Genomic DNA, 13,976 nt, shown 5'->3' on the forward strand with positions numbered 1-13,976 from the left:
CGAGCAGGGCGCAGCCGAGCGCCGCAGGTCGGCGATAGCGACACCGTTCCTGCCCGAGTGCGGTGGCTGCGAGAAACATGACTGGCCTTTCCCTGACTGTCCGGCGGAGGGGCGGCTCGGCGCCGCCCCGTGTTCCGTTGTCGTTGACATTAATGGCCGGCCCGGCGGCCGTGCCACTTATTTATTCGGACGCGCGGGGGCGCGGAATGGTTTCACCCCGGCGCCAGCCGGCTGAGTCGTTCCCAGGCGCGGTATTGCTCGGCGCGGGCCGACTCCATTTGCAGCACCATGTCGTAGGAGGCGCTGCCGACGATCAGCCGCACCGGCGGCTCCGGCAGGTCGACCAGCTCCATGATGGTGGACGCGGCGGTGCTCGGGTCGGGGCCGGCGTCGTCGCCCCACATCTCGCTCAGCTTGGCGCGCAGTTCCGCGTAGGCGGGGTCGGGCTCGGTCGCGGTGGTGCCCACGGTGAACAGGCCGGTGTCGTAGCCGCCCATCTGGAGGATGGTGACCTTGACGCCGAACGGCTCGACCTCCATGGCCAGGGCCTCGCTCACGGAGTCGAGCGCCGCCTTGCCCGCCGCGTACATGCCGGTCGAGGCGAAGCCGCCGCCCGCGCCCATCGAGGTGACCTGGAGGATGTGGCCCGAGCCCTGGGCGCGCAGGTGCGGCACGACGGCCTGGGCGACCCAGACGGCGCCGAAGAAGTTGACGTCGAAATGGGCTCTGAGCTGCTCCTCCGTGGCCTCCTCCACCATGCCGTAGAGCAGGGCGCCGGCGTTGTTGAGCACGATGTCGAGCCGGCCCCAGGCGGCCACGGCCCGCTCCACGCCGTCGAACACGGCCGCGCGGTCGGACACGTCGAGCGGCAGCCGTACGAGAGTGTCGGGATATTTCCGGCCCAGCTCCGCCAGCGGCTCCACGTTCCGCGCCGCCGCGACGACCCGCTCACCGGCGGCCAGCGCCGCCTCCGTGAACGCCCGTCCGAGGCCCCGCGACGCACCGGTGACGAACCATACTCGGGTCAAGATTGTCTCCTCAGACTGCAGTTGCGAGACGAGACGAACCGTCTCGCTGAATGCCTCTACTGTGAGGCGTCCGGCCGAGCCTGTCAAGACGCAACGTCTCGTCTCGTTGGGTGTATGCTGCTCGCATGCCGAAGCACCCCGACCCCTCCCGCCGCAGCGAGCGCTCCCGCCAGGCCATCCTCGCCGCCGCCCGCGAGTTGGTCTCCGAGGTGGGTTACGCCAAGGTCTCCATCGAGGCCATCGCGGCCCGGGCCGGCGTGGGCAAGCAGACGATCTACCGCTGGTGGCGGTCCAGGGGCGCGGTCGTCTTCGACGCGTTCCTCGCCCTCAGCGAGGTGGACGAGGGCGGCGGCATGGCGCTGCCCGACACCGGCGACATCGAGGCCGATCTGAAGCTCGTGATGCGGGCCACGGTGGCGGAGTTCGCCGATCCGGCGTTCGAGGGGCCCATCAGAGCGCTCAACACGGAGATCATCAGCGACCCCGACCTCGCGGCGCAGTACCGCGAGCGACTGGCCGCGCCGTTGGACGAGGCCAAGAAGGCGCGGCTGCGCAGCGCGCAGCGGGCCGGCCAGATCGCCGCCGGCACCGACCTCGACCTGGCCCTGGAGCTGCTGTACGCGCCCCTGTTCCAGCGCTGGCTGCACCGCTCGGGCCCGCTGACCCCCGAGTACGCCGACGCTCTCGTCGATCTCTTCCTCAAGGCCGTGCGCCCGGCTTGACGTTGACGCCACGTCAACGTCTTAACTGGGAGCATGCGGATCGGAGAGCTGGCCGCGCTGCTCGGGGTGTCCACCCGGACGGTGCGCTACTACCACCATCAGGGCGTGCTGCCGGAGCCGCCGCGCCTGGCCAACGGCTACCGCGAGTACGGCATGCGCGACGCCGTCGCGCTGGCCCGCGTCCGCCGCCTGGTCGAGCTGGGCCTGAGCCTGGACGAGGCGCGCGACGTCATCGCGGAGGACCGTTCCAGGGAGCTGCCCGAGATCCTCGCCGAGATCGACGCCGACCTCGCGGCGCAGGAGCGGGAGATCCACCTGCGGCGGGCCCGCCTGGCGGAGGTGCTGGCGCGCGCCGAGGACGGCACGCTCGGCCCCGACGACACCGCCTCGCCGGACCTGGTGGCCTTCCTGCGCGTGGTGGACGTGCCCGCCTCGACGAGCGCGGCGTGGGACCGCGACCTGCTCGTGCTGGTGGACAGCATGTCGGCGGCACCTGACCGGGAGCGGACGCTGACCATGCTCGACGCGCTGGCCGCCGACCCGGCCGCGGCCGAGCACGGGCAGGAGTTCTACCGCAGGCTGGACGAGCTCGCCGACGCCGAGCCCGGCGACCCCCGGGTGGCGCCGCTGGCCGAGAGCCTGGCCGACTACAGCGTCGAACACGTGCTGCACGATCTGCGGCCGGGCCCCGGCTGGGACCCTCAGCAGCTCGAGCCGTTCCTCGAAGGGCTGGCCCCCGCACAGGCGGAGGTCGTCCGGCACGCGACCCGTCTCATCGCCGCCCGGCTGAACGACCCAAAAATGCAATCGACTTAAAATTTGCAGTACGCTTCAGTTTTATGACCGAAGGACTGCGCGAGCGCAAGAAGCGGCAGACCAGGCAGCGCATCTCCGAGGTGGCCATCGGCCTGTTCGTCGAGCGCGGCTTCGACGACGTCACCATCGCCGAGGTCGCCGCCGCCGCCGAGGTGTCGGTGAACACCGTCTACAACTACTTCCCGGCCAAGGAGGACCTGGTCCTGCCGCCGGAGGAGGCCTCGCCGCAGCGGCTGGCCGGCATCGTGCGCGAGCGCGCCCCCGGCGAGTCGGCGGCGGTCGCGGTGCTGGCCCGGCTGCGGCAGGAGGTGCGCGGGCGCGAGCGCCAGGTGGGCCTGACGGCCGGGTTCGGGCGGGTGCTGGAGATGATGAGGGCCGCGCCCACACTCACCGCCCGGCTGGAGGCGCTCGGGCAGCAGATGACCGACGCGCTGGCCGAGCTGCTGGCCGAGGAGAGCGGGGCCGCGAGGGACGATCCGCTGCCGCGCGTCGTCGCCTGGCACCTCGGCTGCCTGCACGCGCTGGTGCTGTCCGAGATCGGCCGGCGCACGGCGGCGGGGGAGCGGCCCGACACGATCGCGCGGGCCGTGCTGGAGCTGCTGGACGCGGCCGAGAGCGTGCTGGGCGAGCGGGTCCTGGCCTACGCCGTACGAGGGGAGTGACCGTGTTCAGGGTGACGATCAGGGGCAAGTTCAAGGGGCTCGACGACGCGGGCAGGGCCGCCGTGCTGGCGGCCTCGGGCGCCGGGTACACCGAGGCCGGCACGTTCACGCACGACGCGAGCGTGTCGGTGTTCACGTTCCGCTGCCAGGTGCCCGCCGAGGGTCCGGACGACGGCGAGGACGACGGGGCGCTGGGCGCGATGGCGGCGCTGGAGGCGTACGGGCTACCGCACGAGATCCTGAAGATCGCGGTGACCGACATGCGGGACATCAGAATTCGCCGGAAATCGGGGTGAAACTATCCGGTGGGTCCGGACAGGTACGGGGTGTCGGACCTATCGGATGAGAGAAGGCAGCGTGACCCGCCATGACCGCAAGCAGCGCTTCGAGGTGATCTACGTTGCCCACTACGCCGACATCCTCGCCTACATCCGGCGGCGTGCCGACTCCCACGAGGACGCGGCCGACGCCCTCGCCGAGACGTTCGCCACGGCCTGGCGCCGCCTGGACGACATCCCCCAGGGGCCGGACGCGCGCCTGTGGCTGTTCGGCGTGGCCCGCCGGGTGCTGGCCAACGGCCGCCGGGCCGAGTCGCGCCGCGGCGAGCTGGTGGAGCGGCTCGGCCGCGAGCTCGCCGTGTGGGCGGAGCGGGTGGAGTCCGCCGAGAACCTGGCGGGCGTGCGGGAGGCGTTCGCGCGGCTGAGCGCCGACGACCGGGAGATCCTCGCGCTGGCCGGGTGGGAGGGGCTGGGCTCCGACGAGATCGCGACCGTCCTGGGCTGCTCGCGGGCCAACGCCCGGCTGCGGCTGCACCGGGCCCGTAAACGGCTGGCCGCGCGCCTGGACGCGGCCGGCATCGACCTGGCCCGCATCGGCCTGCGCGCCGTCGCCATGACGAAGGGGGCCATGTGATGCACGAGATCGACCGCCTGGTGGCCGGCATCGCACCCGACCCGGGCCCCGGCACGACGCCGATCGCCAGGGAGCTGCTGGAGGAGATCACCTCCATGCCCGTCGCCGAGTCCCGCGTACGCAGGTGGCCGCGCAGGTGGGCGGCCGTGCCGGTGCTGGCCACGCTGGCGGCCCTGCTGTCCTTCGGCGTCGCCCAGGCGCCCGCCTCCGCCGCGCTGGACATCGAGGTGGTGGACGACCACTACGTGATCACGGTCAAGGACCTGATGGCCGAGCCCGAGGTGTACCAGCGCGAGCTGCGGGCCAGGGGCCTGGACATCACGCTGGACCTGGTGCCGACCTCCGCGAGCCTGACGGGCCAGATGTTCGTGATCAACGACCTGGACCGGCTGAGGTCGGGCAGACCGGTGCCCGTCGAGGGCCCGATCACCACGATCGACGCCCCGGGCCCGTGCGAGCGGTTCCTGGGCTGCCCCATCGGGGTGAAGGTGCCGGTCGACTTCGACAAGAAGGCCGAGATCACGCTCGGCAGGCGGGCTCTGCCCGGCGAGCGCTACAAGATGCCGCCCGGCATCGCCATGCCCGGCGAGCCCCTGCACTGCGTGGACTACGTCAACAGGACCGTCGCCGAGATCTCGGCCCTGCTGCGCGAGCGGGGCGTCACGCCGTCGTACATCTCCTACGGCAGGCCCTCGGGCCCCTCGGCGCCCGGCGACTGGTACGTGCTCGACGGCGTCATGAGCGCCGACGGCCAGGCACTCCTGCTGGTCGGCGCCGAGCCCGGCGCCAGGAGCAGCGTCGTGCCCGAGTCCCGCTGCTGAGCCCTTCCCGCCGCTGACCTCCACCTGACCTTCACCTGACCTCCACCTGCCTTCACCGCCATGCGTCGTCCTCGGCATGCGCGGATCCCCGTCATGCCCCCACGATCGGATTTCGCGTGCTCACCGACCACCGCGTCGCGCCGCCCGCGCGGCGCCGCCTCGCCGTACTCGCCGACCACCGCGTCTTCGCCGCGCTGCTCGCCCTGGCCGCCGCGCTGCGGGTGGTGACGATGCTCGGCTACCGCCCCGTCACGCTCTACTGGTACGACTCCTTCACCTACCTCGACACCGCCGCGCACCCGGCCCCGTCGGCCACCTTCCATCCGATCGGTTACCCGCTGCTGCTGCGGGCGCTGCTGCCGTTCCACAGTGTGGAGCTGGTCGCGGCCGTCCAGCACGCCATCGGCCTCGCCACGGGGACGCTGCTCTACGCGGTGCTGCGCCGCAGGTCGGCGCCCGGCTGGGTGGCGGCGTCGGCGGCGGCGCCGCTGCTCCTCGACGCCTCCTTCCTGCGGCTGGAGCACGGCGTGCTGTCCGACACGCAGTTCATCTTCCTGGTGGTGGCCGGGCTGGCCGTGCTGATGTGGTCGCCGGCGCTGTCCGCGCGCGCCGCGGCCGGGGCGGGCCTGCTGTTCGCCGCGGCCGCGCTGACCAGGACGATCGCGCTGCCGCTGCTCCTGCTCGTCGTGCTCGTGCTGATCGTGCGGCGGGTGGGGTGGCGGCGCCTGGCCGCCCTGGTCCTGGCCGGCACGCTGCCGCTGGCCGGCTACGCCGCCTGGTACGCCCAGCACCACGGCCGTTTCGCCATCAGCGGCGCCGACGGCGTCGCCCTGTGGGCCCGCACCATGACGTTCGCCGACTGCGCCCGCATCCAGCCGCCGCCCGCCCTGGCCCGCCTGTGCCCCAACGGGACGAAGGCGGACGCGGCCTCGGAGTACGTGTGGGCTCCCGGGGCCTCGCTCAACCTGCTGCCGGGCGACCGCTTCACGCACAACGACCTGGCCCGCTCGTTCGCCATCGACGCCATCCTCGCCCAGCCCCTGGACTACCTGGGCCACGTCGTACGCGACACCGCCATCGCCTTCTCCTGGACCCCGATCCCGCATCCCGACCGCACCACTCCGGCGTTCGGCTTCCGGAGCGGGCACTGGGAACTGCCCGACCAGCCTTTGATCGACAAGGTCAGGCGCGAGTACGATCCGGACCTCCGCGGCCTGTCGTCGGTCTCCCCGTACGCGGACCTGCTCATCGCCTACCAGTACGCCGCCTACCTGCGCGGCCCGCTCCTGGGCGCGATCCTCCTGCTGGGCGCGGTCGCCGCGATCCGCCGGCCCCGGGTGGCGCTGCTGCCGTGGGCGGTGGCGATGGGCCTGCTGATCGGCCCGGTCGCCGTGCTGGACTTCGACCACCGGTACGTGCTGCCCGTCATCCCGGTCGCCTGCCTGGCTGCCGGCCTCGCCCATCCCAGATGTGGGATACGATCCCAAATGTGAGAAACCTGGAGGACGTGGACGCCCGCCTCGCCGACCGCCTGGCCGGGCTGCGCGTCGAGCGGGGCTGGTCGCTGGAGGAGCTGGCGCACCGGTCCGGCATCAGCCGCTCGACGCTGTCGAGGCTGGAGCGCGGCGAGATCAGCCCCACGGCGTCCCTGCTCGGCAAGCTGTGCGAGGTGTACGAGCGGACGATGTCCCGGCTGCTGGCCGAGGTCGAGGACGAGCCGCCACAGGTCCTGACGGCCGCGGCGCAGCGGGTGTGGCGGGACGACGAATCGGGGTTCGTGCGCCGCTCGGTCTCCCCGCCCCATCCGGGGCTGCGCGGCGAGGTGGTCGAGTCGACGCTGCGGCCGGGGGCCGACATCTCCTACGACGCGCCGCCCGTACCGGGGCTGGAGCAGCACATCTGGGCCCTGGAGGGAGCGGTGGAGATCACCGCCAACGGCCGCACGCACCTCGTGGAGGCGGGCGACTGCCTGCGTTTCCACCTGTGGGGCGGCTCCCGATTCCGCTGCCCCGGCCCGGGCCCGTCCCGATACGCGATCTTCGTCGTCCTGCCCTGACCCTCACGAGGCCGTCCTGTCCTGCCCACGAGAAGGGATCACATGCGCACCATCGCCCGCCTGTCCGCCGAGGAGTTCGAGCACTGCGTCAAGGAGCTGGCCGACCTGCTGGCCGACGCCGTGGACGACGGCGCCTCGCTGGGGTTCGTGACCCCGTTCGACCATGACGCCGCGGTCGCGTGGTGGCGGGCGCAGGCCCCGGCGGTGGCCGCCGGCAGCCAGCTCGTGTGGGCCTGCCGCCTCGACGGCGTCCTGGCCGGCACCGTCAGCCTCATCCCGGCCGCCAAGGCCAACGCCCGCCACCGCGCCGAGATCGTCAAGCTCATGGTCCACCGCGACGCCCGCGGCCAGGGCCTGTCACGCGCCCTGCTGGCCGCGGCCGAACAGGCCGCCCTCGACTCCGGGGCCACCCTGCTCCTGCTCGACACCGAGACCGGGAGCACCGCCGAGCACGTCTACCTGTCCGGCGGCTGGACCCGCTACGGCATCGTCCCCGACTACGCCGCCTCCCCTGACGGCGTCCTGCGCGACTGCAGCTTCTTCTACAAGCGCCTGACGCCGTCCGGCTGAGTGCTAGGCGATCGCCGGGCTCGCGTATACGGTCATGGCGCCCGCATGTGTACGGTCAGGGCGCTCCCGCCGGAAGGTGATGTCCGTGCGACTCATTCCCGCAGCAGCGATTCTGCTCCTCACCACCCTCCTCGCCACCCCCGCCTCCGCCGCCGCGAGCCCTCCGGGCCAGGTGCGCACCGACAAGGGGGTGGTCCAGGGCCTGGTGCTGAAGGACCGCCAGGAGTTCAAGGGCATCCCGTACGCCGCGCCGCCGGTCGGCGAGCTGCGCTGGAAGGCGCCCCGCCCGGCCGCGCCGTGGCGGGGCGTGCGCGACGCCACGGCCTTCGCCGGCCAGTGCGCGCAACCCGCGAGCCTCCTGGGCAGCCCCCAGGCGACCTACGTCGAGGACTGCCTCTACCTCAACGTCACCGCCCCGCGCCGCGCCGGACGGCTGCCCGTCATGGTCTGGCTCCACGGCGGCGGCAACCTCTACGGCAACAGCACGATCTACGACGGCGCCAAGCCGGCGGTGGACGGCGGCGTCGTGGTCGTCACCGTCAACTACCGGCTGGGCGTGCTGGGCTGGCTGGCCCACCCCGCGCTGGAGCCCGGCGAGCGGTACCAGAGCGGCAACTACGGCCTGCTCGACCAGCAGGCGGCGCTGCGCTGGGTCCGCCGCAACATCGCGGCCTTCGGCGGCGACCCCGGCAACGTGACCCTGTTCGGCGAGTCGGCCGGCGCCGCCGACGCCTGCGCCCACCTGGCCGCCCCGGCCGCCGCGGGGCTGTTCCACCGCGCGATCGCGCAGAGCTACAGCTGCGCCTGGCCCACCAGGACCGAGCAGCAGGCCGAGACGGCCGGCGCGGCCCTGGCCGGGGCCGTGGGCTGCGCCGACGCCGCCTGCCTGCGCGCGCTGCCCGCCAGGACGCTGGTGGAGGCCTACCAGGAGCAGGATCCGTACGCCGTGGCCGGAGCCGACGGCGTGCTGCCCGCGCAGCCGCGCGACGCCATCGCCTCGGGGCGCTACAACCGCATGCCGGTCATCCACGGCAACACCCTGGACGAGATGCGGCTGTTCATGTCGCTGCAGTTCCCGCAGCCGATCACGGTGGAGCAGTACGAGGGGTTCGTGCGCGAGACGTACGGGCCGGCCGCCTCCGCGGTCCTGGCCCGCTACCCGGCCGCCGGCTACCCCGACCTGCGGATCGCCATCGCGACCCTGCTGACCGACTCCGGCTCGTCCCTGTCCACCTGCGGGCACCTGGACGCGCTCGGGCTGTTCGCCCGCTCCGGCGTGCCGGTCTACGGCTACCAGTTCGCCGACAGGAGCGCGCCGCCGCTCATCGACGTGCCGGGGTTCGAGGAGGGCGCCTACCACGCCTCGGAGCTGGAGTACCTGTTCCCCGGCCTGGTGCCGGGCGCCGAGCTGAACGCCGAGCAGGAGCGGCTGTCGGACGCCATGGTGAGCTTCTGGACGTCGTTCGCCGCCACCGGCCGCCCCAGGGCGGCGGGCTGGCCGCGCTTCCGCTCCCCGGGCGACGTGCTGAGCCTGGCGCCGGGGCCGGGCGGCATCCGCACGGTGAACCCGGCCGTGGACAGCAACTGCGCGTTCTGGGAGTCGCTGGGGGAGCCGCGCGTCAGGACAGCGACCGGGTGAGCCGGTCGAGGTCGGCCAGGCGGCGGGCCGGCGCGAGCCGGGCGGCCGTGGCGACGAGCAGCAGCTCGGTGACCGCGATCTCGTGGGCGAGCGGCGCGATCGGCCCGCTCGCCTCGCGGGGCAGGCTGATCAGCACCTCCGCCTGCGCGGCCAGCGGCGACCCCCAGGCGTCGGTGACGAGCACCAGCCGCGCCCCCCGCTCGTGCGCGGCGCGCACGAAGCGGGCGGTGTCGGGGGAGTAGCGCCGGAAGTCGTAGGCCACGACCACGTCGGACGGCCCCAGGTCCAGCACCGTACGGGCCCGCGCGGGCACCGGGCCGGGCACCCGGTGCGCGCCCGGCCGCAGGCTGGCGAGCTGGCGGATGAGGTATTCCGCGGCCAGCTCGCTCAGCGGGCCGCCGAGCGCCCACACGGTGCGCGCCTCGGCCAGCAGCCCTGCCACCTGGTGGCACAGCGCCTCCGGGACGGCGCCCAGCGTGCCGTCGAGCCCGGCGCGCAGCTCCTCCGCCGCCTGCCCCAGCCCGGTGGTGGAGCCGGCGACGTGCTCCAGGAGCTGGGAGCGGTCGCGGGCCCCGTCGCGCACGGCCGCCTGGAACGCGGCGAACCCCTCGAACCCCAGCCGGTCGAACAGCCGCGAGGCCGTCGGCGGGCTCACCCCCGCCCGCTCGGCCAGGGAGCGCAGCGAGCCGAGCGCCGCGAACGGATAGTCGTCGAGCAGCACGCGCACGACGGCGCGCTCCCCGGGCGGCAGCTCGGGATAGACGGCGCCGAGGCGGCCCGCGATCGGATCGTTCTCCACGATGACAAATGTTACACCAGCCGCCATTTGGCGATTTGTACGAAACGAGTGTTACGGTGCCGCCATGACTACCTGGCACGGCCTGATCGACAGCCCCTACCGGCGCTGGCTGCCGGTCACCGCCGACACCCCGTCCATCTCGCTCAACGAGGGCAACACCCCGCTGCTGCGCTCGGAGCACCTGTCCGGGCTCACCGGCTGCGAGGTCTGGCTCAAGGTCGAGGGCGCGAACCCGACGGGCTCGTTCAAGGACCGCGGCATGACGGTGGCGATCAGCCGGGCCGCCGAGGCCGGCGCCGAGGCCGTCATCTGCGCCTCCACCGGCAACACCAGCGCCTCGGCCGCCGCCTACGCCGCCCGCGCCGGGCTGAGCGCCGCCGTGCTGGTGCCCAGGAGCGGGGTCGCGCTGGGCAAGCTGAGCCAGGCCGTACGGTACGGCGCCGAGATCGTCGAGATCGACGGCACCTTCGACGACTGCCTGCGCGTGGCCCGCGAGCTGGCCGCCCACCACCCGATCGCGCTGGTCAACTCGGTGGGCAACGAGCTGCGCCTGGCCGGGCAGCGCACCGTGGCGTACGAGATCGCCGACGCCCTCGGCGACGCGCCCGACGTGCACTGCCTGCCGGTGGGCAACGGCGGCAACATCACCGCCACCTGGGGCGGTTACCGCAACTACCGCGAGGCCGGGCTGTCGTCGCGGCTGCCGCGCCTGTGGGGCTTCCAGGCGGCCGGCGCGGCGCCGTTCGTGCGCGGCGGGCCCGTCGCCGAGCCCCGCACGGCGGCCACCGCGATCAACATCGGCCACCCGGCCACCTGGGACGGCGCCCTGGCGGCCCGCGACGGGTCCGGCGGGCTGATCGCCGCGGTGACCGACGAGCAGATCTTCGCGGCGTACCGGCTGGTGGCCCGCCGCGACGGCGTCTTCGCCGAGCCGGCCTCGGCGGCCGGGGTGGCGGGCCTGCTCGACCTGCACGCCAGGGGCGAGCTCGAGCCGGGGCTGCGCATCGTGATCACGCTCAGCGGCAACGGCCTGAAGGACCTCGACGCCTCCCTGCGCGACGGCTACACCGCGACGGAGACCTCGGCCGCCACCGCCGACGTGGCCCGCGCTCTGCGCCTGGCCGCCTGAAACAACCAACAGTAACCAAGAAGCAACGTTATGTGACTTCCGTCACGGGCACGAATGTCGCAACAAAGCCGACGAGGCGGCCGATAAGGCCATTTGCCCCGCCCCTCCATCGGCCTGCTGCGCCTGCGCCGGCGAACTCCCCTTGCCCGAGAGGAACGCCACCGTGCCCGCACTTCTGCCTGCCCTGCGCCGCGCGAGCGCCGCCGCCCTGCTGCTCACCGCCGGAGCGGCGGCCCCCGCGTACGCGCCCGACAGCGCTCCCTGCGAGCGCCACCTGAAGCCCGCCCACACCTACCACGCCCACCGCCAGACCTTCACCACCGACGACACCGGACGCCCCGTCGAGGCCCTGGCCAGGAAGCTCGTGGACAGATCCGCCACGCGCACCGCCTGCCAGAGCACGGTGGGCGACTGGGGCGGGCGCGGCGACTGGAACGGCGGTCACCTCATCGCCGCCTCCTTCGACGGCGTCGGCCTGCGCTACAACCTGGTCCCCATGCGGGGCAGGCAGATCAACCAGGGCCTGATGAAACGCGTCGAGGACGGCGCCCGCTCCTGCCTGGAGGGCGACCGCGCCGTGACCGACTACCGGGTCCGCCTGCGCTACCCCGGCCGCACGGCCCTGGCGCCCGACCAGATCCGGATCACCCTGTCGGCCGGAGGGGACCTGGACTTCACCCTGCCCAACCGCGAGCTCACCACCGGGGAGCTGCGGACCCGCCAGGAGGAGATCACCAGGATGTTCGAGAAGTTTTGTGCGAACGGTATCGGTCGTCAGCAGATGATGCGCGGCAATGTTGTGGGATCCCTCCATGCCCGTTCGTGACGGTCGTGGTGTGGGATCGACTCCATGAAGAAACAGCGCGGGTTCGCGATGCAGACCCTGGCGAGGGTGGCCGTGTTCGCGGCGCTCATCGCCGTCCTCGGCGTGCCCGGCACGCTGAACGTCTTCGGCGCCGCCGTTCCCATCACGCTGCAGACCATGGGCGTGATGCTGGCGGGGGTGATCCTGGGCTCGTGGCGGGCCGCGCTGGCCGTCCTGGTGCTGCTCGTGCTGATCGCCGCCGGGCTGCCGCTGGCGGCCGGCGGGCGGGGCGGGCTCGGGGTGTTCACCGGGCCGTCGGCCGGGTTCCTGATCGGCTGGCTGCCGGGGGCCGCGGTGACCGGATGGCTGGTGGAGCGGGGGGGCCGCAGCCCGAGCACCCTGCGGTTGTTCCTGGCCTGCTTGATAGGTTGCGTCGGCGTGATCTATCTGTTCGGGATTCCGGTCTGGGCTCTCGTGGGCGGGATGTCGCTCGGCGCGGCGGCGTTGAGCAGCCTCGTCTTCCTGCCCGGCGACCTGATCAAGGCCGGGCTGACCGCGGTCGTGGCCAGGGGCACGCAGCGGGCCTACCCTGACGCGGTGCCCGCCGTGCACCAGGAGCGGGTGCGCTCGGCCGGGGGGCGCTGACCCTTCGATGCCCGTAGCGCGACACGTCCTGACGCACGCCGCCGGGCGCCCGTCCCGGCTCGCCCTGTGCGGCCCCCAAGGCGAGCTCACCTACGCCGGGCTCGCCGAGAGGATCGACGGCGCCGCCCGTCACCTGCGAGGCCGGGGCGTCGGCCCCGGTGCCCTGGTCGGCATCGCCCTGGCCGACCCCGTGGAGCTGCTCACCGCCGTGCTGGCGGCCGACCTCGCCGGCGCCACGCCGCTGGTCGGCGAGCACGCGTGGGACCGCGAGCGGTGGGACCAGATCACCGGCGAGGACCTCGCGGCCGTCCTCGACGAACCACTCCCGCACCCGGCCGGGCCGGCCGTGCCGGCCGAGGACCGCCCGGGTGACCTGGCCTGGGCCTGCTTCAGCTCCGGCAGCACCGGCCGCCCCCGTGCCGTCGTGCGCACCCGCGCCTCGTGGACCGGCTCCTACCCGCACCTGAACGCGCTGACCGGGATCGGTCCCGACGACGTCGTGCTGGTGCCCGGCCCGCTCGTCTCCTCCCTGTACGCCTTCGCCGCCCTGCACGCCCTGGCCACCGGCGCGACGGCCGTCGTCCCCGGCCGCTGGCCCGGCCGCTCCCTGGCCGCCTGCCTGGCCCGCTCGACCGTCGTGCACGTGGTGCCGCACCGGCTGCCCGACGTGCTGCAGCAGCCCGGCTCGCTCCGCGTGGCCGTGGTCGGCGGCGCGGCGCTCGGCCCCGGAGCGCGGGCGCGGGCCGCCGCGGCCGGCGTGCGCGTCGTGTCGTACTACGGGGCCACCGAGCTGTCGTTCGTGGCCGTGGACACCGACGGAGGCGGGCTGCGCCCCTTTCCCGGCGTGGAGATCGAGGTCCGCACCGGCGCCTGCGAGCCGCTCGGCGAGGTGTGGGCGCGCTCGCCCTGGCTGGCCGAGGGGTACCTGGCGGGAGCGGCCGGGCCACTGCGCCGCGACGGTGAGGGCTGGGTGAGCGTCGGCGACCTCGCCGAGCCGTACCGGGCAGGACAGGTGCTGCGGCTGCGCGGGCGCGGAGACGGCGCGATCCAGACCGGCGGCGCCACCGTCGTGCCCGAGGACGTCGAGGAGGTGCTCAGGAAGGTGCCCGGCGTGGACGACATCGTGGTGGTCGGCCTGCCGCACCCGTCCCTGGGCTCGGTGGTGACGGCCGTCGTCGAGGCCGGGCAGGCGGCCACGCCGCCGCGCGCCCTGCTGGAGGCCACCGCCAGGGGCGGGCTGGACGCGGCGCAGCGGCCGCGCCGCTGGTTCGTGGTGCCGAGCCTGCCGCGCAACCCGACGGGCAAGCCCGCCCGGGCCCTCGTCGCGGCCCGGCTGGCCGGCGGCGATCCCGAGATCCGGCGGCTGGCCTGA

16 protein-coding genes are annotated in these 13,976 nt (G+C 73.8%); 14 read left to right on the forward strand and 2 right to left on the reverse strand.

The annotated features are described in order from the left end of the window. Positions 1 to 212: 212 nt before the first annotated feature. Positions 213 to 1,028 carry an SDR family NAD(P)-dependent oxidoreductase gene (locus HD597_RS20905; RefSeq protein WP_253744350.1) on the reverse strand — a complete coding sequence of 272 codons (816 nt, stop codon included), beginning with the start codon at positions 1,026 to 1,028 and terminating at the stop codon, positions 213 to 215. 125 nt (positions 1,029 to 1,153) lie between these two features. On the opposite strand from HD597_RS20905, the gene HD597_RS20910 reads away from it, so the two are divergent. The 10 genes from HD597_RS20910 (at position 1,154) to HD597_RS20955 (ending at position 9,226) form a co-directional block, all read left to right on the forward strand. After that, positions 1,154 to 1,750: a TetR/AcrR family transcriptional regulator gene (locus HD597_RS20910; RefSeq protein ID WP_253744352.1), complete on the forward strand. Its 597-nt coding sequence runs from the start codon at positions 1,154 to 1,156 to the stop codon at positions 1,748 to 1,750. A gap of 33 nt (positions 1,751 to 1,783) precedes the next feature. Further along, positions 1,784 to 2,566, forward strand: a complete 783-nt coding sequence (locus tag HD597_RS20915; RefSeq protein ID WP_253744353.1) for a MerR family transcriptional regulator — start codon at positions 1,784 to 1,786, stop codon at positions 2,564 to 2,566. A gap of 23 nt (positions 2,567 to 2,589) precedes the next feature. Then, positions 2,590 to 3,228 carry a TetR/AcrR family transcriptional regulator gene (locus HD597_RS20920; RefSeq protein ID WP_253744354.1) on the forward strand — a complete coding sequence of 213 codons (639 nt, stop codon included), beginning with the start codon at positions 2,590 to 2,592 and terminating at the stop codon, positions 3,226 to 3,228. Positions 3,229 to 3,230: 2 nt separating this feature from the next. Beyond that, complete coding sequence (locus HD597_RS20925) at positions 3,231 to 3,524, forward strand: DUF6204 family protein (RefSeq protein WP_253744355.1); 294 nt, start codon at positions 3,231 to 3,233, stop codon at positions 3,522 to 3,524. A gap of 61 nt (positions 3,525 to 3,585) precedes the next feature. After that, positions 3,586 to 4,140 carry an RNA polymerase sigma factor gene (locus tag HD597_RS20930; protein ID WP_253744357.1) on the forward strand — a complete coding sequence of 185 codons (555 nt, stop codon included), beginning with the start codon at positions 3,586 to 3,588 and terminating at the stop codon, positions 4,138 to 4,140. Continuing rightward, a complete protein-coding gene (locus tag HD597_RS20935; RefSeq protein ID WP_253744358.1) occupies positions 4,140 to 4,961 on the forward strand; it encodes a hypothetical protein in 822 nt (273 codons plus the stop codon). The genes HD597_RS20930 and HD597_RS20935 overlap by 1 nt, the downstream gene beginning before the upstream one ends. A gap of 116 nt (positions 4,962 to 5,077) precedes the next feature. Next, a complete protein-coding gene (locus tag HD597_RS20940) occupies positions 5,078 to 6,454 on the forward strand; it encodes a hypothetical protein (RefSeq protein ID WP_253744360.1) in 1,377 nt (458 codons plus the stop codon). Next, positions 6,451 to 7,017: a helix-turn-helix domain-containing protein gene (locus HD597_RS20945; RefSeq protein ID WP_253744361.1), complete on the forward strand. Its 567-nt coding sequence runs from the start codon at positions 6,451 to 6,453 to the stop codon at positions 7,015 to 7,017. The genes HD597_RS20940 and HD597_RS20945 overlap by 4 nt, the downstream gene beginning before the upstream one ends. 42 nt (positions 7,018 to 7,059) lie before the next feature. Next, positions 7,060 to 7,587 (forward strand): GNAT family N-acetyltransferase, encoded by a 528-nt coding sequence (locus HD597_RS20950; RefSeq protein WP_253744362.1) that lies wholly within the window; start codon positions 7,060 to 7,062, stop codon positions 7,585 to 7,587. Positions 7,588 to 7,672: 85 nt separating this feature from the next. Continuing rightward, positions 7,673 to 9,226: a carboxylesterase/lipase family protein gene (locus HD597_RS20955; RefSeq protein ID WP_253744363.1), complete on the forward strand. Its 1,554-nt coding sequence runs from the start codon at positions 7,673 to 7,675 to the stop codon at positions 9,224 to 9,226. Here HD597_RS20955 and HD597_RS20960 read toward each other — a convergent pair. After that, on the reverse strand, positions 9,207 to 10,025 hold the full coding sequence (locus tag HD597_RS20960) for a MurR/RpiR family transcriptional regulator (protein WP_253744364.1): 819 nt from the start codon (positions 10,023 to 10,025) through the stop codon (positions 9,207 to 9,209). The two genes, HD597_RS20955 and HD597_RS20960, sit on opposite strands and share 20 nt — an antisense overlap. 64 nt (positions 10,026 to 10,089) lie before the next feature. Here HD597_RS20960 and thrC point away from each other — a divergent pair, with 64 nt between their 5' ends. The 4 genes from thrC to HD597_RS20980 all read left to right on the forward strand — a co-directional run bounded on the left by thrC (position 10,090) and on the right by HD597_RS20980 (position 13,976). Next, positions 10,090 to 11,154, forward strand: coding sequence for a threonine synthase (gene thrC / locus HD597_RS20965; RefSeq protein WP_253744365.1), 1,065 nt, complete (start codon positions 10,090 to 10,092; stop codon positions 11,152 to 11,154). A 163-nt stretch (positions 11,155 to 11,317) separates the two neighbouring features. Beyond that, positions 11,318 to 11,980 carry a DNA/RNA non-specific endonuclease gene (locus tag HD597_RS20970; RefSeq protein ID WP_253744366.1) on the forward strand — a complete coding sequence of 221 codons (663 nt, stop codon included), beginning with the start codon at positions 11,318 to 11,320 and terminating at the stop codon, positions 11,978 to 11,980. Between the two features lie 24 nt (positions 11,981 to 12,004). After that, on the forward strand, positions 12,005 to 12,604 hold the full coding sequence (locus tag HD597_RS20975; RefSeq protein ID WP_253744367.1) for a biotin transporter BioY: 600 nt from the start codon (positions 12,005 to 12,007) through the stop codon (positions 12,602 to 12,604). 7 nt (positions 12,605 to 12,611) lie between these two features. Then, complete coding sequence (locus HD597_RS20980; protein WP_253744369.1) at positions 12,612 to 13,976, forward strand: class I adenylate-forming enzyme family protein; 1,365 nt, start codon at positions 12,612 to 12,614, stop codon at positions 13,974 to 13,976.

It is taken from the genome of Nonomuraea thailandensis (genome assembly GCF_024172165.1).
GTDB classification, from domain to species: Bacteria; Actinomycetota; Actinomycetes; order Streptosporangiales; family Streptosporangiaceae; genus Nonomuraea; species Nonomuraea thailandensis.